This is a genomic window from Euzebyales bacterium (assembly GCA_035461305.1).
Lineage (GTDB): Bacteria > Actinomycetota > Nitriliruptoria > Euzebyales > JAHELV01 > JAHELV01.
Window position 1 is genome coordinate 1 of the sequence record DATHVN010000031.1, and the last position, 21,605, is coordinate 21,605.

Sequence of the window (21,605 nt, forward strand, 5' to 3'; positions counted from 1 at the left end):
GCAGCCACTCCAGGTAGTCCAGACAGTCCGCATCGGTACGAAACCAGGCCTGGAACTCGCCGACCGATCTCGGATAGTGCACACCGGCACGAGGGTGATCCACCACCCCAGCCTACTCCGGTTAAATGGATACCCCCAACCCGGCTAACGCTGATCGGCCGGAGCCACCGCCCGAGCACCTACCGGCCGGGGCCGCACAGAGGCGTCCTGAGCGGTTTCGGTTGCAGTTTCGGTTGCAGTCGCCGAACCGGCGCATTGTGCACTTGTGAACACGATGGCCCGCCAGACGCGTTTCCGCAGCTCAGGGCGGGTTTTCAGCGGAGGCGGTGGGATTCGAACCCACGAGACGCACGAAGTCGCCTACCAGTTTTCAAGACTGGCGCCTTCAACCAGACTCGGCCACACCTCCAACAGGTTCCCGAGTGTAGACACGTGCCGGGATGCCGGTGCCGTCGCTGTGGCCTACCGCGCGGGCTGTGCGGTCCTGTGCATCGCTGCGATCGCGAGCAGCGCGAGCAGCGCGCCTGCCGGCAGGACGACGAGCGCGGTGGTCAGCGTCGTCGCGTCGGCGGTGGCACCGAGCAGGTAGGGGGTGACGACCGCGCCAGCGGCGCCCATGCCCAACGCGGTCGCCGAGGCCCGCTGCTGCTCGGTCGCCGATCCGCCGGCCGCGGTCAGCGTGACGGCCAACGCGAGCGGAAACAGCATCGTGACGGTCAGGCACAGCAGGACCAGGGCGACGACCGGCACGACGACGCCGAACGGGTCCGGCAGGCGGGGGCCGACCAGGTAGGGAACGGACATGGCGATCGTCACGACGAACGCCGCGCGCAGCAGCACCACAGCGGCGCGACGCCTAATCAGACGTCCCAGGAGCGAGCGGCCAAGCACCAGGCCAGCGAGCACACCAATGGTCATCGCGTCGGCGAACGTGGGAGTCAGGCCGATCGGATCGCGCAGGAACGACGCGGCCCAAAACGTCACCGCCCACTCGACGGCGACCGACAGCGCCAGGACCATCCCTCCGATGCGCACGGCGGTCGAGGTGGGCGTCGGTTGGACGGGTGTCTCGGCTGACGCGGCAGCGTTCGCAGGCAGCCGCTGCGGCTGGCGTGTCAGCAGGATCACCACGACCCCCACGACCGGCAAGGCGAAGGCGAGCCTCCATTGGCCGACCGCGCGCGCAGCCGCGACCGCGACCGCGGCTGACGCCAGTCCGATGGCAGCGAACAGGTGGGCGTTGGCCAGAACCGTGCCGCGGCCGTCGGCCCGCTCCGAGCCGAGCACGCCGTGGGCGATGTTGATCGCAATCGTGCCACCGACACCCATGGCGGTGATACCGGCGAGGCTGACGGCGGCCGTCGGCGCGAGGGCACACAACGCCGCGCCTATGGCGACCGCAGCGAGCGATGCGCGCAGCAGCGTCGTGCGGTGGAACCGACGGTCGAGGCGGTCGTCGAATGCGCTGCCGACGGCCGAGCCAGCCGAGAACAGGGTGAGGTGCAGTGCCGCCCCTGCGTAGCTCAACCCATATGCATCCTGCAGCGATGGCACCGCGGGGCCGGGCAGACCGACCGACAAGCCGAACACCAGGAGCATGCTGTAGGACGCCCATGTGATCTGGCGGGCAGACGTCGATGCTGGTGCGACGGGTTCCGTCACGCGACGTCCTCTCGTGGTCGACGTGACCGCGACTCGCGATGTCACGGCCGGAACGCGTGTGGTCCGGAGCACAGCCAGGCGACGGGCGTCCGCCCAGACCTGCGAGCGTACGATCGGTGAGGTCCGCTTGCAGCAGCTACGTCATCGAGCCCGTGTGGCGCTGCCGACCGCATGGCCGGTGGTTACACTGCCGGTCGACATCGGCTCAGGGTCGATGCTTGGGAGGCTTCGCCTAGTCTGGTCTATGGCGCGGGATTGCTAATCCCGTTTCGGGTCTGTCCCGATCGAGGGTTCGAATCCCTCAGCCTCCGCAAAACCCCAGGTCAGCGGCCTGTTCGCGGCGATCTTCGGCCGGTCGTCCGAAGCCGTCCGAGGATCCCCAACGAAATTCCCAACGTTATTCGGGAGCCGGCCGCTCGACGTCCGGCACGTCCAGCCCCGTCCACCGCTCCGACCCTGGCACCCGGGAAGTGTCTCTGGCAGGTTGAAGCGGCGCCGACTGCGCTGATGCGGACGCCAAAGGCTGACACATGCACACCGTCGCTCCGACCGGACGGGTCGTTACCGAACGGGCACCCGGTGAGCCCGCCTTCGCGGGCTACTCAGCCGTCCGCGACGGTCGTGTGCACTTCGATCTGCCCCTCGAGCGTGCGGTGCACCGGGCACTTGTCGGCGATGTCGATCAGCTTTGTGCGCTGTTCGTCGTCGAGGTCGCCAGTGATGCGCAGCGTGCGCTCGAACCGGTCGATGCGCCCCTCGACGTGCTCGCAGTTCGCGCAGTCGTCGGCGTGGATGCGGTCGTGGGTGACGGTGGCCTCGACCGACGCCAGCGGCCAGTCCTTGCGGGAGGCGTACATGCGCAAGGTCATCGCCGTGCACGCCGCGAGTCCGGCGCTGAGGTAGTCGTAGGGCGTCGGCCCCCGCTCGGTCCCGCCGACGCTCGACGGCTCGTCGGCCAGCATGGTGAAGCCGCGGGTGCTGATCGTGGTCCGCAGTCCGCTGTGGTTGGTCGCGGTCACCATGGCGTCGCCGTAGCTCTCGGCGTCGCCCTGGCCGAGGTCGCCGTCGGTGATGTACCGGCTGGCCCATGCCGCGGTGACCGAGGCGATGTAGGCGGCGTCGCGCTGGTCGGTGACGAGGTGGTCGGCACGGTCGAGTGACACGAAGCTCTTGGGGTGACGCGCGGCGCGGTACAGGTCCTCGGCGTTGTCGATCTCGACAAGGTCATCGGCGGGCGAGTGGAACAGGAGCAGCGCACCGTCGAACCGTCCAAGCTGTACGCGCGGCTGCTGGCGGTCGAGATCCTCCAGGAACGACCGGCGGACCGTGAAGGTGCGGCCGGCGATCGTGACGGTGGCCGAGCCCTCCTGACGGATGCGGTCGGCGTCGTCGAGCAGGTGTTCCACGTGCGCCGGATCGGCCGGCGCGGCGATGGTCGCGACCGCCCGCACGCCGTCGATGTCCGGCGCGGCACTGATCACCGCGGCCCCGCCCAGTGAGTGGCCAACGAGCAGCGCCGGTGCCGTCACGGTGTTCGCGAGGTACCCGGCGGCCGCACGCAGATCGGCGACGTCGCACGAGAAGGTCGCGTCGGCGAAGTCACCACCGCTGCGGCCGAGCCCCGCGAAGTCGAAGGACAGCACCGCGATGCCCTGATCGGTCAGAGCGCGGGTGATCTGTCGCTCGACCCGCAGGTCCTTCGAGCACGTGAAGCAGTGGGCGAACAGGGCGGTCGCGATGGGTGTCCCGTCGGGCCGTTCCAGTCGGGCAGACAGCTCCTGTCCTCGAGCATTGGTGAACGTGCAGGTGCTCGACGTCGCCACCACGGCCTCCTCCATCACTGTCGGCAGCAGCGTAGCGAGCCCTGCGCCGCGCCGGCGGGCATCGTCGCGGGGTGACAGACCCGAAGACATGTCCTGTGCTTGTCGGTCCTGAGGAGCGGCCGCGACATCCGCATCCACGACAATGACGTCCTCGTCAGCGGGACGCGGGCCAACGCGTTCGGTTCCGCGTTCGCCGACACCGTGACGGACCCCGAAGGGAACACCCACCGCGTGACCGCCACGTTCCTCGCGTAGATCACCAACGACGACGAGTTCGCCGTCAACCGCGAGGCATCCCCCTGGTCGCATGATCACCGCGACGAAGGGCAGCCGACGACGACGCGACCCATCGTGCGCTGACGCCTTCAATCTTGGACCGGATCTTCTCGGTGGTCGTTCGTCGGGGTTGCCGCGGGCGTACTCCTGATCGAGCGGCGCACCGCCTCACCAGCGTCGGTCACGGCTCGCACCCATGGCCTGGGTCGTCGTCACTGCCCCCGCGCTGCTGATGACCGTGTCGCTGTCGCCCGTCCCCGATCGTCCGGTGACGGACAATCACCGACCGTCGCCGGTGCGGATCGATACCGACATACTGAGAAGCCATCGGGATCTTCCTCCTCACATCGATGGCCTACCTGAACACCACCGAGTGTGGCCCCACCGGGCGCTCAGCAGGAGCGGAGATCCCGTCCCTTCATGTCATCAGAGCATGTTTTCGCGGCGCCCCCCGGCGGTCGTCCGGAGCCGTCCGAGGATCCCCAACGAAGTTCCCAACGTTATCCGCGAGCGGGCGCCTCGACGTCTGTCACGCGTCCAGCCCCCGCGCCGGAGCAGTGGGAGCGTCAGCACGGCCATGCGCCCGTTGACCTGGATGGTCTCGAAGTCGCCCCCTTGACCGCACGTGCCATCGACCGAAGCGCACGACGACGCAACGTCGTGACCGCATGTGGCGGTTCGACCGGGGCCCTGTCGCACCACATCGCATCCGTGGATGATGGAAGCGCGGGGCGAGCGGTGGAGGGACCCAGCGAGGAGGACACCATGTCTCCTGCATCGATCAGGTCAGGCCCGCGTCCTCGGGCTCCCGCCCGACGTCCGACTGCTCGCGCTTGTCCCGGTCGGCTGGCGCGAAGGGCAGTCCGGTCCGTCGCCGTCGCCTCGCCGCCGCCGTTCACTGGCCGCCGCCGTCCACTGGGACCGGTGGTGAATCGCCCGTCACGGAAGGGGAGAAGGATGCGCCGTATCGCGATCATCACCGGAGGTGCCTCGGGCATCGGTGCGGCCATCGGTCGCGCTCTGGTCGTCCGCGGCCACGACGTCGTGCTCGCCGACGTCCAGCACGACGCCGCCGAGCGTCTCGCGGAGCAGCTGACCGCCGCCGGCCCAGGTGCCGCTCGAGGTGTCCTGCTCGACGTCCGCGACGGCGACCAGGTCGCTGACCTCGTCCGGGACGTGCATGCCGCTCACGAGCGGCTCGACCTGATGTTCAACAACGCCGGAGTCGACGTCTCTGGAGAGCCCGAGGAGCTCTCTCTCGCCCACTGGGAACGCGCCATCGACGTGAACCTCCGAGGAGTGCTCCACGGCTGCCGGGCCGCGTACCCGCTCATGAAGGAGCAGCCGCAGGGCGGGTACATCGTCAACACCGCGTCGCTGGCCGGACTCATGCCCATCTCCGGGGGAACGGCGCCGTACGCGATGACGAAGTCCGGTGTGGTGGGACTGAGCCTCGCGCTGCGTGCGGCAGGGGCGGACTTCGGAGTGAGGGTCAGCGTCGTCTGTCCCGGATTCGTCGACACCCCCATCCTCGACACGAAGGGACCGTCAGACCTGCCGGTGCCGACGTCCGCGGCGCGACTCCCGACGATGCGGGAGATGCTGCGGCGCCAACGGACACGGTTGTACCCGGCAGACCGGCTGGCGGCGGACGTGCTCCGTGGCATCGCCCGGAACCGAGCGGTCATCGTCTCGCCGCGGAGCGTGCAGGCTTTGTGGTGGATGTGGCGGCTCGCGCCGCCGCTCGGACTCAAACTTGCCGTGGACCTCACCCGCCAGGCGCGACGGACGATCGAGGAGACCCCGACGGTTGCCTGACCCGCCTCTCGCATCCTCGGCGCGGCATGAGGCCTGTCGTGCGTGACCCACATGTGCCTCCAGCCGACGGGGACTCCGGGTTCACATGGCGAGCAGGTTGGCTTCACGTCACAGCGTCCATGCCCCCAAACGATCACCCTCCACGTCACGAACGTCGGCGTTCTGTAGCGCCTATCCCCACCACAGGGCTGGCCCACGGGTCATCCGGGAAGGTCTCCGGCAGGTCGAATGCGCCGAACAGCGAGGGGCCGAACGTGGTGATCTCGGCGATCTTGCCGTCCTCGATGAGCAGGACGTCGAACTTGAACGCCCGGAACATCGTGTCGCCGGGCCGCAGCAGGTAGCTCGCGGCGGTCGGCAAGCGGTTGGCCGTGGTCGGCAGCAGCCGCCAGTCGCCCTCGCGCTGGTCGCCGAACGCCCGCTCCAGCAGCGGCGCGATGGCGTCCAGCCCGTCGAAGACCATGAGCTGCGGCGGCATCGTGACGCGGATGTCCTGCGACGCGACGGCGGCCGCGGCGGCCGAGTCGCAGCGTTCGTGCGCGTCGATGAACCGCGCGAGCAGCTCGCGTTCCTCGGCCGTTGGCTCGGGCGCCGACCATTCCGACCGCTGCGACGGCAGGTGCTGCTGCATGGTGGCGCGCGCCCGCTGCAGTGCGCTGTTGGCCGCCGAAACGCTCGTCTCGACCAGCTCCGCGGTCTCGCTGGCCGCCAGCCGAGCACGTCGCGCAGCAGCAGCGCGGCCCGCTGCCGCGGTGGCAGCACCTGCAGGGCCGCCAGGTACGCCAGCTCGATCGTCTCGCGCGCGACCGCGACGGCGTCGGGCTGGTCGTCGGGGGGTGCGATCTCGTCGAGCAGCCGGTCCGGGTAGGGCTGCAGCCATGGCACGTCGGCGAACGAGCGCGGCTCGGTGGCCTGCCTTGACCGCTTGCGCAGCACGTCCAGGCAGCGACCACATCGTCGACGTGCGCGTCGACCGCGGCCTCGTCCAGCGCGTCGACGACGGCCACGTGCGCGGCACCGCCCACCGCCTCGATGTCCTTGGCGACCACCTCCAGTGTCTCGCGGGTCCGGCCGGCCAGGAACACCTACGCCCCGTCCCGCGAACGTGCGCGCCACGGCGCCGCCGATGCCCCCGCCACCGCCGTAGACGATCGCGTTCCTACCTTCCAACAGCGTGCTGATGTCCGCTCCCACCCTCGGATCGACGTCAGTACACCGTGCAACGTCGACTGGGCGCGGAACTCATCGGTCCACCGATGATTCTCTCGCTGCGAGTGATCAGCACGGCCGGCCATCGTCCGGGTCGCCCGTTCGCCACCTCGATCGGTGGACAGCCGGGTGCGGCAGCTGCCCGACGTCACGACCTACGGACGCAACGGTCTGTTCGTGCACGACAACTCCCACACGCCTTGGCGATGGCCTGGGCGACCGCCGCCGCGCTTCGACCTGACCCGGATCTCATGGTCAGTCCTCGACCACGTGGTGCGCAACCCAGCGCGCGCCGCTGACCAGTCCGCGGTGTCGAGTGAACCGGTGCCGTCACCCACGCAGGTCGGAGCGGCCGAGCACCTCGCCGTTCCGCAGCACCGAGACCGGACCGTCCTCACTCACGACGATCAGGGTGGCGAGCGGGTCGTCGAAGCTGTAGCGCCGTCCGGACGTGTGGCGGGTCCCTCCGAACGCCTCGACGGTGTCCTCCGCCATGGCGCTCGGCACCAGGCGCACCCCGAGGCGCCGCAGGACCCCGTCGGCGTCGAAGATCGCAGCGCCGTCGATCTGCGCGAGCGCGTGGCGGAGTGGAGCGAGGTGCGCGGGCCGGCGGATCTGCAACGGTGGTGGCGGGGGGAGGCGCTCTTCGACCGCGGGACCGGGCTCGCCGTTCGGCCGATGGATGAGCAGCGCCCCGATGCCCGCTGACCCGAGGTCATGGACCGCGAACTCCAACATCGCCGTGAGCACCTCGGCATCGCCGTGGAGCGAACACGCGGCGACGACGTCGATCCAGCTTCGTACGGGTGGCTCGTGGTGCCAGCTGAAGCCCTCCCAGCGGAGCACGCCGAAGTCACCGACGACCCTGACCGAGCCGGCGGGATGACGTTGCACGATCGTGGCATCCAACACGTTGGCCAGCACGACGAGGTCCCGCTCGGAGCCTGCGGGTCGATCGAACATCACCCACTCGCTGGGACCGTCACTGCGGCGCAGGAGCCAGCTCGACAGCCCGTCGGCGAAGCGGCGGACCGCCGACAGGAGTTGCTCACCCACCGGCTTGCGCGTGATGTCGAGCTGGGTTCCTGGTTCCCAGGTGGACGGCTCCGAACGTGGCTCGAGGACCGTGCCAGAGCTCGGGACCCGCCGCTCGTGGACAGGCGGCCGGAGCGCATGGTCGATCTCGTCGACCAGCATCTCGCGGAAGGCCACGGTGCCTGTCGATGGCAGACCGCTCTCCTCGAGCTCTTCGCCAAGGCGTCGACGCCGCGCCACTCCGGGTTCAGCCATGGTCGAACCCTACCCGGGTCACCGATGACCGCGAGGTCAACGACCCGTGTGTCGTAGCCGGTCACCGCCACGCCGCCCGCCAGGCCCAGCGCGACCCTGAGCGCCGTCGCACCCACCCACGCCCACCCGTGGGCCACCGGTACCTCCCGGGATCCCCCGTCGGGACGCGGGCCGACCCGCCAGCCACTGACCCGCGCCTGCGAGCGAGGGCTCACTGAGCTCGCGCAAGCGGTCCGCAACACCCTGCTGGCCCACCCTGCGTTCGTCGTTCCACGCTCACCCGGCCCTACCTCGGTCCGGCCGGCATCACGGTCGCCGAGTACGCCTACGCGCCGATGCGCAGCGTGGCGTTCGGTCGCGATGACGTCGAACGCGGCCTGAACGCCCTGCTGGCGTACACGTTCGGGTTCGTCGTACTCGAAGTCCCCCGCAGGCGACCCGGCCCCGGATGCACCCAGGCCGCACGATGCACGAGATCGACGACGCCTGCCGGCATACGCCCCTACGCACACGACGGGACGATGGGTGCCCGTTCGGATGACGCGAGGCGATGCATCCCGACGCTCCACCAGGGCGGTCTCGGTCCGACCTCCGCGACTTACGGCTGACGACCTGATCCGTTGCCGACTGAAGGCCCCATGCGGATGAGCATGGTTGCGTCACCGTTTGGGCCTATCCATCACACCTGACCGCCGAACTCACGAGATCCTTGAGTCACTCGGGCCCGCGCAGCTCGACGTCCGGCACGTCCAGCCCCATCCGCCGCAGCAGCGGCAGCGTCAGCACGGCGATGCGGCCGTTGACCTGGATGGTCTCGAAGTCGCCGCGCTTGACCGAGGCGTACATCGGCGACCGGCCGATGCCGACCAGCCTGGCGGCGCTCCACGACAAGCGTCAGCGGCAGGTCCTCGCCCCTTACGCGCACGGTTAGTCGTCGCGTCGTACCCGCACGCCGACGCGCTGCTCCGGTCGTCCGTCGTCGTTGCCCAGCTTGTCCATGGGTGGACTCCCGTCGTCGCGGATTTGACGCCCTACGGCCTACTCACGGAACTGGCAAAACACCTTGCTACTCCGCTTGCGCCTCGCCTTGCTTCTCGCTGGCTCGCCTGTGGACGATGAGCCAGCGCTGCGAGTTCGCCTCCGCGGGTCGGATCCCCGGTTTCTCCCTTGCAGGGTCCTTGCGTCTCGCCTCACCCCGATCAGATCGCTGCGTTTCCACCGTCGATCTCATGCCCACCAGCCCTCGAGACCCCGACCGGCCAGCGCGACACGACCAGCAGCACGAGACGCCCGAACGGGAAGCGTGGTTCCCAGGGCAGCCGAGTACGGCTCGATCTCAACGCCGAGGCCGCTGCCCAGCTGCGCGATGCGCTCGACCGGCTCGCCCACAGCGAGCCCACCGGTGTCGCCGTACTGGCACGGCTGGATGTGCGTTTGCCCGACGGCCGCCCGCTGCGCCGGTCGGTCCGCGCTGACCGACGCTGGCGCCTTCCGCGAGGTCGATGGCTCGCACCGAACGTCGAAACGCGCGGCGTACGTCGACGTTCTTGGCGACTTCGACACCCACGTCGCCGCGCGGCACATCATCGATGCCGCGACACGTTCACACCTCGACCTCACTGCTCCTCGGCGGATCTGGCGCTCATCAGGGTGGTGCGCTGGGGCGGGTGGCAGCTGATGGTCGCGTCGGTGGCTGCGATCCGTGCGGGCGATGCTGGTGCGAGCGTCGCCTACTACGTCGACCAGGTCTCTCGCGATCGTTACGACTACTACGCCGGTCACGGTGAAGCGCCTGGCGTGTGGCGCGACGCGTTCGCCGAGCACCTCGGCCTGTCCGGCGACGTGGTCGCCGAGGACTTCCGCAGCGTCCTTGAAGGCCACGATCCGGCGACCGGCGCGCGGCTGAAGCCGCGGGCGAACCGAAGGGTGGCGGCGTGGGATGTGACGTTCTCGCCGCCGAAGTCGTTCTCGGCGTTGTGGGCGCTCGCGCCTCAGGAGGCCCGCCACGAGGTGCGTGAGGCGCAGGCCGCCGCGATCGACGCTGCCCTCGGCTACCTCACTCGCCATGCGTGGGTCGCCCGCCTGGGCCGGGACGGTGTCGACCGGCAGGACGGCTCCCAGCTGGGCTTCCTGCGCGCGGATTTCACGCACCACTGCTCCCGCGAAGGCGACCCGCAACTACAGGACCCACTCCGTCCTCATCGACCTCCTTGAGGCGGCCGCAGAGCGGCGCTGGACGGCGGGCTGTTCCAGCACGCCAAGGCGCCACACGTCCCCCATCCCGCACGTCACACGGCTACTGGATGCGGTCACGGGACCCGACAGCGTGACGAAGCGGGCGTCGAGCTTCTCCCGCCGCGACGCGACCATCGACCTGGCCACCCGCTCGGCGATCCACGGCACCGCCGCCGACAACGCTGCCTTGCGCATCGAGGTCCTCCTCAACCGGCTGTTGCGGGACGACCGTGTCGTACCCGTCCTCGCGCCCGCCGCACGGACCACCGGCGAACTGCTGCGCGTCCGCGACGCCACTGGTCGCATCGTGCGGACAGTCGATCAGTCCGAGCGCCGCTACACCACCGTCGACCTGCTGACCGCCGAAACCGAACTGCTCCACCGCGCCACCAGTCGCCGGCACGCCGGCGTCGCACGCATCCCGCGGTGGATCGTCGACCAGGTGCTCGCCGCCCCACCCGACCCTGGACGCCGACTAGCAGACCATGGTCCGCACGCTCGCGTCATCCGGCGCTGGCGGTCGATGTCGTGATCGGCAAGGCCGGCACGGGCAAGTCGACCGCACTCGGCGCGTACCGCGCGGCGCTCGCCGCCGTCGACATCGGGTCATCGGCGTCGCACCATCCGCCACTGCCGCCCATCAACTCGCCATGTCCGCCGGCATCAGCGACACGCGACGGTCGACCCCTCCTGGTCGAACTCCGACACGGCCGCCGCACGCTGCCGCTCGGCGTCGTCGTGGTGCTCGACGAGGCCGCGATGTGTCCCCACCCGCACCCGCCTGGCCCTGCAGCGCGGTCGGCGCTCGCGTAGACGTGCCATGGCGCAGAAATCCCCAACGTTATTCGTTGTCCGGCGGTGTCTGAGGGGTCCGAAACGGGATGCTTATCGTGTTCGAAACCCCTGCTGACCTGGACGAACGTAACAACGCCCAACGAAAAGGACGACTCCGGAACCGCTGCTAATCCCGATTCGGGGTGTCCGCCATCTGGGGCTTGAATCCCACCGCGTCCACCGCATGAACCCTTGCGCCGGGTTCACCGACCTCCGCCACCAATCGACCGGCGTCGAACACACACATCGGCTGCAGACGCTGCGCGCAACAGTCGGCGTGGTGGTGCTGAACGAGGCCACATGTACATCCTCGACAAGCGGTGCTTCGAGCGTCGAGACACGGGAGTCGCCCGACATCAATGAGCGGCGACCGAGGTCGCGGGGCGTAGGCGGACCGGCGCGTCAGCGGGCGTAAGTGGCTTGCAGCTGCCCCCGCGCGATCACATGGCCGCTGATCGCGGCGGTCACCTGCGCGGGCGGGGCGCCCCGGGGCAGGTCCAGCGAGGAGTCCAGCGCGAGGACGCGGAACCGATAGTGATGCGGGCCGTCTCCCGCGGGAGGGCACGGTCCGCGATACCCGACCTCTCCGAAGTCGTTGGTCCCCTCCATCGCTCCCTGCGGCAGAGCGCCGCCGATGGGCGCGGCGTCGGGCTGCAGCCCCCACACCGTCCAGTGCGTGAACGTGCCACCGGGGGCGTCGGGATCGTCCACCATGATGACCATCTCGACCGCGTCCGCGGGTACGTCGGACCATGTCAGGTCCGGCGCGATGTCCTCGCCATCGCACGTGAACTCTACCGGGATGTCATCACCGTCAGCCACCGCGGTGCTCGAGACCGCGAGCGTCGCGCTGTCCCCGGCGTCGTCCGTGCGGCCGCACGCTGCTGTGAGCATGGTGACGACCACCATGGCAGCGAGCTTGATCCACCTCCGGACGCTGCACATTGACAGGATCGAGGGTACCCGCTGACTGCGCTGACGCTCTGGCTGACAGGCTGACGCATGTACGCCGTCGGTCACGATCACGCCATACGAAACGACGTCCCCGCGAGCTCGCCACACGGCTTGAGCCGAAGGCGTCCCTGCACGTCAGCCTTCCGATGGAGGCTTCCTGGGGCCGTGGACCGACGGGGCCCGTGCATGACGTCGCGGCATGGACGGCAGACGCGAGTGTCGTCCACTGTTGCTGTCGATCGTGAACTCCGTGCGGTCATCGCCGACCACGCCTCCCTGCACTCTGACGCCGCAGGTTCGGCCTGGTGCGGGGCACCATGTGGCCGAGCCGCGTCGCCGAGTCCCCTTGCCCTGCGCTCAACCCCGGAGAGCACGATCGACGGTCAGGCGACGACCGTCCTGTCGGCCGCTCGGCGCAGCGCGGCGATGTCGAGCTTGCCCATCACCTCCGCGCGCACCGGCACTGTTCGGTGTCCCAGTTGCTGCATCGCGCCTGGGAGGGCGTGCGGCGCGCTGACAGGCGCCGTCGCAGCATCGCGCCGGCCGGTCGTCTCGGGGTCCAAGGTCCGTCGCCTGCCTGTGCTCCGCCTCACCCTTCGGGCCCCTTCCAGCGGCTAGAACATGCCCAGCGTTGGGAAGGGCGGTCTGATGAGCACGACACCAGGACGGCGTAACGCGATGTCGAGGCGGCGTTTGTTGACGCTGGTTGCCGTGACAGCGGGCATCGCCACGTGGCCGGTCACGTTGGCCGCCGCCGCCCAGCGGCGCATCCTCGTGATCTGTCGCGACGCGTGGGGCGCCAGACCGAGGACGGGCAGGATGCGGGCCCACAGCATCGAGCGCGTCACCGTGCATCACAGCGGCGTGGGGTTCTGGGACAACCGGAAGGCGCCGGCGCGGTTCCGCTCCCACCAGGCCAACCACCAAGCGCGAGGCTGGCCCGACATCGCGTACCACCTGCTGATCGACCGTCGTGGTCACGTGTACCGCGGGCGACCGCTGTGGGCCAGGGGCGACACGGGCACCGACTACAACCCGCGCGGTCACCTGCTCGTGATGTGCGAGGGCAACTTCGAGAAGCAGAAGCCGACCGACGCGCAGGTCAGAGCCCTCGTTCACGTTCTGGCGTGGGCGTGCGTGACGTACGACCTGCCCTTGCGTCGCATCAAGGGCCACCGCGACTTCGCGAACACCGCCTGCCCTGGCGACGCGCTGTATCGGCTGTTGGAGAACGGGACCATCCGGCGCCGCGTCCGTCGGCGCATCAACAGAGGCGGGGTCTCGCTTCGGAAGATCTGTGGAGACGCCGGCGACCGTCTCGTCGCCAGAATCGAGAGCGGCGACGCGTGACGTCGGACGGGTGCCAACTGGCAAATGGCACCGTCCCGGTCCGGGTCGGCCGCCACCCGTGTGAGCGTGGATCGCTCGTCGCCTCACTGCTCCTTCCGCTCGGGCGAACGAACCGGCCGGCGCGGCAACGATGCCACAGTCACATGCTGCGTGGTACGTCCCGTCGCGGGTCTACAGCCAGCGACGAACGATCGCCTGGATCGTGTCGTTGCCCAGCGCCTTGGCCACCGACGCTCTGAAGTGCCCGTCCATGACGTAGTAGCTGCCGTCGAACTCGTAGAGCTCGACCGGCTCGTAGCCACGCATGCCATGGGCGGCGGCGAAGGCCCGCTTCCACCGCTGGCGGATGTCGTCGGTGGCGGGATGCAGCGAGCGGGTGAAGTACTGCGCTTTGCCGACGCTGCCGACGATCTTGTGCAGCGGGACCGCCTCGGTGCGCACGTGACTCTCGGGGCAACAACCCGAGTGGGCGACGACGTCGTCGAACGGGATCAGCGTGGTGCGGCGCCTGCGCAGACGGTCGATGCGCGCCTGCCGCCGGGCCTTGCGACGGGCTGTCGCGAACGCCTGCTCGGCCGGCTCACTCCAGTAACTCGTGGAGTTCCACGGCTCATCGGTTCGGAGGGCCATGATCCCAGTCCCTCGCTCAGGGCCGCGGGCAACTGCCGCAACGCCTTGTTCCGTCGATTCTACAGATCACGGGCCCGGGCGCCGGCCCTTCAAGCCGATCGTTCACCGGCTCCGTGAATCCCGTTTAGGATCGATCCCGATCGATAGATCGGATCCTCATCCTCGGCAACGCCGACGGTCGGCGCCTTGTTCCCATCGGGTTGTCCCAAGCCAACCGACTATACTCAGCAGACCGACGGTCAGTCCGCAGACCGGCGAGGCCCCCCCGGCCCCGCGTGAGCGGGTCCACAGGGATCACCCCCGATGGCGGCATCAGCGGCACTTGGCCTCCAGCGCCGATCGGCTCCGTCGACCTTCGCCACGCGGCTGTTCAACGGACGGCAGGCAACGCGACCCCGACGAGCTCAGACGCGTCTCGAGTCGGCACTCGCAGCGCGTCAGGAACAGCAAGCCTTGACGAACGCTGCGATCCGCGGCGATAACGGAGGAGGGGCCGAGGCACCACCCACCGGGTGAAGGAGGCTGCCCCGATGCCGACCTACGAACACGCCGTCAACACGCTGGACACAGAGCTCGGCCGCGTCCACGAGGTGCTCGCGGGCCTGACGCCAGACAACTGGCGAAAGCCGACCAAGCTCGAGCCCATCGACACCACGAAGCCCCACTGGACCGTGTTCGAGTTGGCGGGCCACTTCGACATCTCCATCGGCCTTGCGCGGATGCTCATGGCCGACCCGACGGAAGGCCAGCCGGGACGCGACCGCACGAGCTTCTTCATCTTCGCCCGGTCCGAGGTCGCACCCGTCGTGTACGACTACGCGTACTCGATGGTCGAGGGTCGGACGCCATCGGACATGCCGGACGTCCTCGGCGAGACCTTCACGAAGACGGTGCAGGAGGCCCGCGATCGTCCCCCGGATCTCATCGGTCCGGGCTACTACGCGCTCATGCGCCTCGACGAGTTCGTCATCAGCAGGGTGGTCGAGGCCGTCGTTCACGGCCTAGACCTGACCGATGCGCTGGGCCGCGACAGCATCGCAACACCGGACGGCATCGCGATCACCGCCGAGATCCTCGACGACCTACTGGCCCGCCGGACGGTCGCCGGCCGACCCGCGGACCTCGCCGACGACCGGGAGTGGATCCGTGCCGCGTCAGGTCGCGGTCCGCACACCGACCCCCGTCTCCCACTCATCGGCTGATGTGGGTGACACGAGAACCGGCGGCCGCACTTGCAGCGGCCGCCGGCTTCGCGCCACCTCACATGATGCCGGGGCCGGCCGACGGGTGCCCTCACCCTTCGATACGTCGCTGTCGCCCTTCTTGGCCTTGCACACGGGGCAGCAGGGGCACCGGCGCTGGTAGCGCTCGCCGCCGGCCCTGCAGCGGCGCGTCGAGAGCCGCAGCCGTGCGCGGGTGCGCAGTGTCCGATTGCCAATCATGATCCACCTTCCATCGATGCGTTGCCTGTGAGGCTGCCTGGTCGCGGCGCGCAACTGGTGGTGTCGCCACAGCAGATCGGCGGGCACCCCGGCGGGCATGCGGCGCAGGATGGGCTACCGCCGTCTGCGTCGGTGGTGTGTCACCGGCGTCGAACCCTGCGCCCACAGATCGCTCGCAAGCTCGGCGCGACGTGCCTCAGCGACGTCGGGGCGACGCGGCGGTGTAGACCGCGCTCCAAGCGAGCACGTTCGCGGCCGCGCGCTCGGCGGCGTTCACGTCGACTCCAGCCGGGACGCGCCTGCACCGTGCAATGGTCGGACTACCACGCGATGAGGGCTTGTTCGCCCGCGCCTGTGACCTCGTAGAGCCGCCGGCGCGGGCGACCCTCCGCGACGGCCATGTCGGGATCCTCCCACCCGTTCGACAGCAGCCCCGCTTCGGTGAGGCGGCCCAGGGCCTTGTACAGCGTGCCGTGGCCGATCAGCCTCCGACCGTCGTCCGACAGGTGCTTCGCGAGCTGGTCGCCGTGGAACGACCGCTCCTCGGCGCGCTGAGAGCGACGGCGGCGACGAGGATGTCGGCCTCGATGGGGGGCAGAGTGCCGGGAGTCCAACTGTGAGACGTTCGAGACCGGCGTGCTCAACCTGACCTACGAACCGGCGAGCTGACCGTCGGTCCTCGAGTCGGCAGCGGGCGTCCATTGGTCGCGCCGCACATCGCGGACAGCTCAACGTGCCGACGCACTGCAGCGGATCCGTCCTGTCGGAGCGGATGACAGGTCGATGACACGACTTGCGGGTGGTGGATCCCGCAGGGATTCAGGCTCAAAGCCGGCCGCTTTATGCGGATCCACACCGGGAGGGGCACGGACGACGTCAACGACCTCTACTGGGGGCGCGGCTGGTACGTCTGGAACAACGACGGCGACCGGGCCACGCTCAAGAACAGGATCGGCGACGTCAAGGACCGGTGCACCTACGACGGCGGCGATGTGTCGGTGCGCTGTTGACCGAGGTCGCGCCACAGCGCCGGCCCGGGTTGCCGGACCGGCGCCTGCACGGGATCGTCAGCCCGCCGGGGTGCCGTCTGCGGCGGCGCGCAGGGCAGCGACGTCGAGCTTGCCCATCTGCAGCATCGCCTCCATCGCCCGTCGCGCCCGCTCGGGGTCGGGATCGTTGAGGATCTCCTCGATCCCGACGGGCGTGATCTGCCACGAGAGGCCGAAGCGGTCCTTCAGCCAGCCGCACTGCCCTTCCTCGCCACCGTCCGAGAGCCGCTCCCAGAAGTAGTCGACCTCGTCCTGGGTCTCGCACGAGACCTCGAACGACACGGCTTCGTCGAAGGTGAACTCCGGGCCGCCGTTGATGCCGACGAAGCGCTGGCCATCGAGTTCGAACTCGACCGTCATCACCAGGCCGGCCTCGCGCGGACCGGCCTCGTTGTAGTGGGTCACGTCGACGATCCGTGAGTTCTTGAACACCGAGACGTAGAAGTTGGCGGCCTCCTCGGCCTCGGTGTCGAACCACAGGTTGGGGGTGATCTTCTGCCGCATCGCGCTGCCTCTCGTCGGCGGGCCGTCCCCGCTGGAACGTGTTCGCTGATGTAGACGTCAAGCACCGGCGAACTCATCGCATCCGCTCATGCCGTGACGAGCCCGTGTCGCGGAGCGTTCACGTCGCGGGCGCCTGTCGCTGTTATCGTTCGTCCGATCGCGTGCCTCCGGCGGGACCGGCCGCGAACATGGGACATGACCTCGGGGGGCCGGAGACGATAGGTCGCTGATGCAACGTAGGATCTGGGCGATGCTGCTCGCCGGCGCCATGGCGCTCGGCGGATGCACCGGCTTGCCGTCCGTCACGGGCCCTGACGCGGCCGCCCGAGCGGGCACGGAGGCGGTCGCGACTGACGAGCCCGTAGCGGAGGCGCCCAGCGACGAGACGTCCGAGCGCGAGGTCTCGGCAGACGGATCCGAGATCGCGGCCGCCGACACGAGTGAGGCGGCGACGGACGGCGCCGACGACACCGACACCGCCCACGTCGGCGCTCAGGCTGCGGCCGCCGCCGGCAACGAGGGGCACGACGAGTCCACGCCGAACAAGCGTGCCCTCGCGGTGGTGGGAACCGGCGACCGTGGGGCCAAGGTCGAGAAGGTCCAGCGCAGGCTCGCGCGATTCGGCTTCGCCCCGGGGCCGGTCGACGGAGCCTACGGTCCGCGCACTCAGGCGGCCGTCAGGTCTTTCCAGCTGATCGCCGGCCTCAAGCGGACCGGGCAGGCCAACGCCAGGACCGTCGCGGCGCTCGCCGACTACGAGTCCGATGTCAAGCTGCTCGAAACCGGTGACACGGGCAGGGCTGTCAGGAAGCTGCAGCGGCGCCTGGCGCGAGCACCGTTCGACCCGGGTCCCGCCGACGGCGTGTACGGCACCAAGACCGTCGAGGCCGTGTGGGCGCTCGAGAAGCTGGCCGGCGTGCCGGTCGACGGCAACTGGGGTCCGTTGGACGAGCACGCGTTCGCTCGGCTGGAGGAGGGCAGCATCGGCAGGGCGAAGCGCAGGCACAAGAAGCGTTGGGTCGAGTTCGACCTGTCCCAGCAGGTCATGAAGGTCTACGACCCCGGCGAGACCCGGCCGGTGCTGGTCAGTCACGGCTCGAGCGGCAGTGGCATCCCGTGGGAGAACGAGGAGCACAGCGGCACGTCGATCACGCCGACTGGTGACTTCGTCATCGGTCGGCGCATCAGCGGGTGGCGTGAGTCGAGCCTCGACATCGGGCGCCTGTACAACCCCCTGTACTTCAACGGCGGGATCGCCTTCCACGGTGCGACCTCGGTGCCGCCGTACCCGGCGAGCCACGGCTGTATCCGGCTGCCGATGCACATCGCCGAGTACCTGCCCGACGAGCTGCCCAACGGCACGCCGGTCCACGTTCTGCAGTGACCCGGGCGCGGTCGCCGGCGCCTGTCACGGCATCGGCGAGCCGACACCACCCCACACGTCCTCCGCGGTGCGCAGCACGAGTTCGAGCTTGCGCCGCTCGTCGTCCACGGTCACCTGGTTGCCCTGGTAGGCCGACGCGAACCCGCACTGTGGGCTGACCGCGAGCAGGTCGAGGGGCAGATGGCGGGACGCCTCGTCGATCTGGCGCCGCAGAGCATCGGGATCCTCGAGCTCGGGGGTCTTGGTGGACACCAGGCCGAGCACCGCGACGGTGTCGTCGGGTACGAACCGCAGCGCCTCGAAGCCGCCGGCGGGCACGCTGTCGTACTCAAGCAGGAGCCGGTCGTAGCTGTCCGCCTCCCGGAACAGCACCTCGGCGAACTCCTCGTAGGGCGTGCTGCTGCCGTACATGCCGCGGTAGTTGCCGCGGCAGATGTGCAGGCCGGTGACGACACCCTCGACCCCCGCCAGGACCCGGGCGTCCTGACGGACGTACTCGGCGAGCTGCTCGGCGCGGCGGTCCGCGTCGGGGTACAGCCGTTCGTCGTGGAAGTAGGTGTACTTGGGTGCGTCGATCTGGAGGTACGCCGCGCCGGCGTTGGCCAGCGCCACGGCGTCCTCGTGCATCAGCCCGATCAACGCGTCGAGGAACGCCTGGCGGTCCGGGTACGCGCGGTCGGACACCCCGGGCGTCCAGTAGCTGAGGAAGTGGCTTGGGCTGGGGATCGTGATCTTGACCGGGCGGTCGGTCTGCTCGCGCAGGAACGCCAGCTCGAAGTCGACCTGGCTGCGCGTGCGCTCGAGCGGCGTGACCACGACCGGGCCGCCGTGGCGGTCCTGCCTGCCCTGCTCATCGGTGTAGACGCGCTCGAAGCGCTCCGGGTCGAACCCTTCCGTGATGCGCGTCATCGTGCCGTACCAGACCCGCCGCCGAAACTCGCCGTCGGTGACGACCGGCATGCCCAGCTCCTCCTGCAGCGCGACGACCTCGCGGACCGCCCGGTCCTCCAGCTGCCGCAGCTCGGCGTCGTCGGCGCGGCGGTCGAGCGCGTCGGTCAGGTAGGCGGGCCGCAGGAAGCTCCCGACGTTGTCTGCGCGGAGGAGGTCAGCCACTGGTCCGCAACCTCCGCGCCGCCTCTGACGCCGCCTCCGACGCCGCCGACATCTTCTGCTTCGCCAGTCCGCGCGGCACCCGCCGCAGGCCGCAGTCGGTCGAGATCTCGAGTCGCTCGGGGTCGCGAAACTCGAGGCACGTGCGCACGCGCTCGATGATGTCCTCGGGCTTCTCCGCGTAGTGCGTCTTGATGTCGATCAGCCCTGCGGACAGGATGCGCTCCCGGTCCCACTGGCCGACCAGATCGATCTCGGACATCTCCCGCGCGCCGAACTCCAGGCTGAAGCCGTGGACGTTGGCGTCGAGCAGCTTGGGGAACAACCAGCGGTAGGTGCGCTTGGCGTAGGGCAGCCGCCGGAACGACCCGAAGCAGATGTGCACGGTGAAGGTGCAGCCGCGGACGCCGTCGACGACGGCGTTGATGAGCTCGGCCATGCCCTCCGGTGTGCGGTCGTCCTCGGCGTGCGACGGCGTGATCGGCTCCTCGAGCTGGATGTAGTCGCATCCCACTGCGACCAGGTCCTGCACGTGCCGGCGGGTGACCGGCACGAACGCCTTCGCGCAGTCGTACCGGCTGCTGTAGGTGGGGGTGTGGTCGAGCTCGGTGGTCATGCCGTACGGACCCGGCAGGCCGACGCGCGGGCGGCGGTCCGTGTGCGCCGCCAGGAACTCGTACTCGCTGACGTAGTCCCAGAGCGACTCGATCTGCTCGACCCGCTCGTGGACCTCGTATGTCCAGAGGTTGTCGAAGCCGACCGCGCCCAGGTTGCGCTTCGGGGGCACCCGCCGGGTGCCGGGTAGCGCCGAGGTGATCCCCTCGATCCAGCCGAGACGCCGGTGCTCGCCGTCGGTGACGATGTCCAGCCCGCAGTCCTGCTGGTCCATGATCGCCAGGCGGCAGTAGTCGTCGTAGAGCTCCTCGCGGTCGAGCGGCCCGAACCGGTCGCGGTTGACGGGCTCGTCGAGGATGTCGTACCACCCGGGTCGCGACCAACCGCCGGTCGTCGTGACCGGGAGCGTGTCGGGGGCAACGTAGGTGCTCATGTCGCTTCCTTGTCGGTCGAAGCGTGGAGGGCCACGAGCAGCTGGTCGTGGAGCGGCCCGTTGCTCGCCACGATGTCGGCCAGCTGTGGCACGTCCAGCGGCGTGCCGTCGAAGCGGGTCAGCGTGCCGCCGGCCTCCTCGAGGATCACCTTGCCCGCGAGGATGTCCCACGGATCCATGTACCGTTCGACGTAGGCCTCCAACCGGCCCGCCGCCACCAGGCAGAGCGCCAGCGCGGGTGAGCCCAGGTTCGGGCCACATTGAGCAGCCGCTCGTACAGCACGACGTACTCGTGGATGACCGCCGGGTCGTCGGACTGCGCCATCGCCACGAGCAGCGCGCGGTCCAGCCGGTCGACGACCGAGACCGACAGAGGCACGTCGTTGCACGTCGCCCCGCCGCCGCGCAACGCCGCGTAGACCTCGTCGCGGAGCGGGTCGCAGACCGCGCCGCACACCACGCCGTCGGGGCGGTGCAGCGCGACCGACACGCACCAGAACGGCACGCCGTGCACGTAGTTGGTCGTGCCGTCCAGCGGGTCGACGTACCACACCTCGTCGCTGCCGGTGGAGCCCGCGGTGCCCTCCTCACCGACGATCGCATGCCGGGGGAACGCCTCGGTGATGACAGCGGTGACCGCCGCCTGTGACGCCAGGTCAGCCGACGTCACGATGTTGGCTCGGTCATCGTCCTTGCGGGCGATCTCCAGCCGGCGTCGGCTGTCGAGGACCGCACGGCCGCCGGCGCGTGCCGCAGCGACCGCTACCTCCAGCTCGCGGTGCCTCATGACCGGCGCGGCTGCCCGGCGAGGACGATGGGCACGGCGTTCGGCCAAGGATCGGACGTCACGGCTGGTGGCCCCGCTCGGGCTTCGATGGCGTCAGTCACTGTGCAAACGCTATGTGACGATGCACGTGGCCGGTAGATCAGCCGTGTCGGTCAGTGGCGCACGGTGACCAGTTCGCCGTCGTGCTCCCGCCTGCGACG

The 21,605-nt window shown here is 69.6% G+C and carries 24 protein-coding genes and 2 tRNA genes; 10 read left to right on the forward strand and 16 right to left on the reverse strand.

Translation table 11 applies throughout. The features are described from left to right. Positions 1–318: 318 nt before the first annotated feature. Both VK923_02385 and VK923_02390 read right to left on the reverse strand, forming a co-directional pair. A tRNA-Ser gene (locus VK923_02385) sits at positions 319–409 on the reverse strand. A 53-nt stretch (positions 410–462) separates the two neighbouring features. Then, a complete protein-coding gene (locus VK923_02390; GenBank protein ID HSJ43515.1) occupies positions 463–1,662 on the reverse strand; it encodes an MFS transporter in 1,200 nt (399 codons plus the stop codon). 221 nt (positions 1,663–1,883) lie between these two features. Here VK923_02390 and VK923_02395 point away from each other — a divergent pair. Next, a tRNA-Ser gene (locus VK923_02395) sits at positions 1,884–1,973 on the forward strand. Positions 1,974–2,264: 291 nt separating this feature from the next. Here the strand turns inward: VK923_02395 and VK923_02400 are convergent. Continuing rightward, a complete protein-coding gene (locus VK923_02400; GenBank protein HSJ43516.1) occupies positions 2,265–3,575 on the reverse strand; it encodes an alpha/beta fold hydrolase in 1,311 nt (436 codons plus the stop codon). Between the two features lie 9 nt (positions 3,576–3,584). On the opposite strand from VK923_02400, the gene VK923_02405 reads away from it, so the two are divergent. Then, the gene (locus tag VK923_02405) at positions 3,585–3,740 is read left to right on the forward strand and encodes a hypothetical protein (GenBank protein ID HSJ43517.1); all 156 of its coding nucleotides are present in this window, start codon (positions 3,585–3,587) and stop codon (positions 3,738–3,740) included. Between the two features lie 978 nt (positions 3,741–4,718). Then, complete coding sequence (locus VK923_02410) at positions 4,719–5,579, forward strand: SDR family oxidoreductase (GenBank protein ID HSJ43518.1); 861 nt, start codon at positions 4,719–4,721, stop codon at positions 5,577–5,579. Positions 5,580–5,724: 145 nt separating this feature from the next. Here VK923_02410 and VK923_02415 read toward each other — a convergent pair whose 3' ends face one another. The 3 genes from VK923_02415 to VK923_02425 all read right to left on the reverse strand — a co-directional run bounded on the left by VK923_02415 (position 5,725) and on the right by VK923_02425 (position 8,969). Then, positions 5,725–6,210, reverse strand: coding sequence for a nuclear transport factor 2 family protein (locus VK923_02415; GenBank protein HSJ43519.1), 486 nt, complete (start codon positions 6,208–6,210; stop codon positions 5,725–5,727). Between the two features lie 908 nt (positions 6,211–7,118). Continuing rightward, complete coding sequence (locus VK923_02420) at positions 7,119–8,078, reverse strand: diadenylate cyclase (GenBank protein HSJ43520.1); 960 nt, start codon at positions 8,076–8,078, stop codon at positions 7,119–7,121. A 714-nt stretch (positions 8,079–8,792) separates the two neighbouring features. Beyond that, positions 8,793–8,969: a hypothetical protein gene (locus VK923_02425; GenBank protein HSJ43521.1), complete on the reverse strand. Its 177-nt coding sequence runs from the start codon at positions 8,967–8,969 to the stop codon at positions 8,793–8,795. Positions 8,970–9,767: 798 nt separating this feature from the next. Here VK923_02425 and mobF point away from each other — a divergent pair. From mobF to VK923_02440, 3 genes are all read left to right on the forward strand, one after another. Next, positions 9,768–10,292 carry a MobF family relaxase gene (gene mobF, locus VK923_02430; protein ID HSJ43522.1) on the forward strand — a complete coding sequence of 175 codons (525 nt, stop codon included), beginning with the start codon at positions 9,768–9,770 and terminating at the stop codon, positions 10,290–10,292. Between the two features lie 112 nt (positions 10,293–10,404). Then, positions 10,405–10,845, forward strand: coding sequence for a hypothetical protein (locus VK923_02435; protein HSJ43523.1), 441 nt, complete (start codon positions 10,405–10,407; stop codon positions 10,843–10,845). Beyond that, positions 10,842–11,126, forward strand: a complete 285-nt coding sequence (locus VK923_02440; protein ID HSJ43524.1) for a hypothetical protein — start codon at positions 10,842–10,844, stop codon at positions 11,124–11,126. Before VK923_02435 ends, VK923_02440 begins: the two co-directional genes overlap by 4 nt. A 423-nt stretch (positions 11,127–11,549) precedes the next feature. Here the strand turns inward: VK923_02440 and VK923_02445 are convergent, their stop codons facing one another. From VK923_02445 to VK923_02455, 3 genes are all read right to left on the reverse strand, one after another. Beyond that, a complete protein-coding gene (locus VK923_02445) occupies positions 11,550–12,056 on the reverse strand; it encodes a YbhB/YbcL family Raf kinase inhibitor-like protein (protein HSJ43525.1) in 507 nt (168 codons plus the stop codon). A gap of 428 nt (positions 12,057–12,484) precedes the next feature. After that, entirely contained in the window at positions 12,485–12,664 is a 180-nt protein-coding gene (locus tag VK923_02450; GenBank protein ID HSJ43526.1) for a hypothetical protein, read from the reverse strand. Between the two features lie 51 nt (positions 12,665–12,715). Then, the gene (locus VK923_02455) at positions 12,716–12,937 is read right to left on the reverse strand and encodes a hypothetical protein (protein HSJ43527.1); all 222 of its coding nucleotides are present in this window, start codon (positions 12,935–12,937) and stop codon (positions 12,716–12,718) included. Here VK923_02455 and VK923_02460 point away from each other — a divergent pair. Beyond that, positions 12,921–13,451, forward strand: coding sequence for a peptidoglycan recognition family protein (locus VK923_02460; protein ID HSJ43528.1), 531 nt, complete (start codon positions 12,921–12,923; stop codon positions 13,449–13,451). The genes VK923_02455 and VK923_02460 overlap by 17 nt on opposite strands. Before the next feature lie 171 nt (positions 13,452–13,622). Here VK923_02460 and VK923_02465 read toward each other — a convergent pair whose 3' ends face one another. Next, positions 13,623–14,081, reverse strand: a complete 459-nt coding sequence (locus VK923_02465) for a hypothetical protein (protein ID HSJ43529.1) — start codon at positions 14,079–14,081, stop codon at positions 13,623–13,625. 530 nt (positions 14,082–14,611) lie between these two features. Between VK923_02465 and VK923_02470 the strand changes: the two genes are divergently transcribed. Continuing rightward, positions 14,612–15,283, forward strand: coding sequence for a maleylpyruvate isomerase family mycothiol-dependent enzyme (locus tag VK923_02470; protein HSJ43530.1), 672 nt, complete (start codon positions 14,612–14,614; stop codon positions 15,281–15,283). A gap of 560 nt (positions 15,284–15,843) precedes the next feature. On the opposite strand, the gene VK923_02475 is transcribed toward VK923_02470, so the two are convergent. Then, on the reverse strand, positions 15,844–16,137 hold the full coding sequence (locus tag VK923_02475; GenBank protein HSJ43531.1) for a helix-turn-helix transcriptional regulator: 294 nt from the start codon (positions 16,135–16,137) through the stop codon (positions 15,844–15,846). 192 nt (positions 16,138–16,329) lie between these two features. Here VK923_02475 and VK923_02480 point away from each other — a divergent pair, with 192 nt between their 5' ends. Continuing rightward, positions 16,330–16,533 carry a lamin tail domain-containing protein gene (locus VK923_02480; protein HSJ43532.1) on the forward strand — a complete coding sequence of 68 codons (204 nt, stop codon included), beginning with the start codon at positions 16,330–16,332 and terminating at the stop codon, positions 16,531–16,533. A gap of 57 nt (positions 16,534–16,590) precedes the next feature. Here the strand turns inward: VK923_02480 and VK923_02485 are convergent, their stop codons facing one another. Beyond that, positions 16,591–17,076 carry a VOC family protein gene (locus tag VK923_02485; GenBank protein HSJ43533.1) on the reverse strand — a complete coding sequence of 162 codons (486 nt, stop codon included), beginning with the start codon at positions 17,074–17,076 and terminating at the stop codon, positions 16,591–16,593. A 229-nt stretch (positions 17,077–17,305) separates the two neighbouring features. Here VK923_02485 and VK923_02490 point away from each other — a divergent pair, with 229 nt between their 5' ends. Further along, positions 17,306–18,460, forward strand: a complete 1,155-nt coding sequence (locus tag VK923_02490; GenBank protein HSJ43534.1) for a L,D-transpeptidase family protein — start codon at positions 17,306–17,308, stop codon at positions 18,458–18,460. Between the two features lie 24 nt (positions 18,461–18,484). On the opposite strand, the gene VK923_02495 is transcribed toward VK923_02490, so the two are convergent. The 4 genes from VK923_02495 to VK923_02510 are packed head-to-tail and all read right to left on the reverse strand — an operon-like array spanning position 18,485 to position 21,405. After that, positions 18,485–19,573, reverse strand: a complete 1,089-nt coding sequence (locus VK923_02495) for a cobalamin-independent methionine synthase II family protein (protein ID HSJ43535.1) — start codon at positions 19,571–19,573, stop codon at positions 18,485–18,487. Further along, complete coding sequence (locus VK923_02500) at positions 19,566–20,618, reverse strand: hypothetical protein (protein HSJ43536.1); 1,053 nt, start codon at positions 20,616–20,618, stop codon at positions 19,566–19,568. The genes VK923_02495 and VK923_02500 overlap by 8 nt, the downstream gene beginning before the upstream one ends. Continuing rightward, positions 20,615–20,836, reverse strand: a complete 222-nt coding sequence (locus tag VK923_02505) for an inositol monophosphatase family protein (protein HSJ43537.1) — start codon at positions 20,834–20,836, stop codon at positions 20,615–20,617. Before VK923_02505 ends, VK923_02500 begins: the two co-directional genes overlap by 4 nt. Further along, positions 20,764–21,405 (reverse strand): inositol monophosphatase family protein, encoded by a 642-nt coding sequence (locus VK923_02510; protein HSJ43538.1) that lies wholly within the window; start codon positions 21,403–21,405, stop codon positions 20,764–20,766. Before VK923_02510 ends, VK923_02505 begins: the two co-directional genes overlap by 73 nt. Positions 21,406–21,605 lie beyond the last annotated feature (200 nt).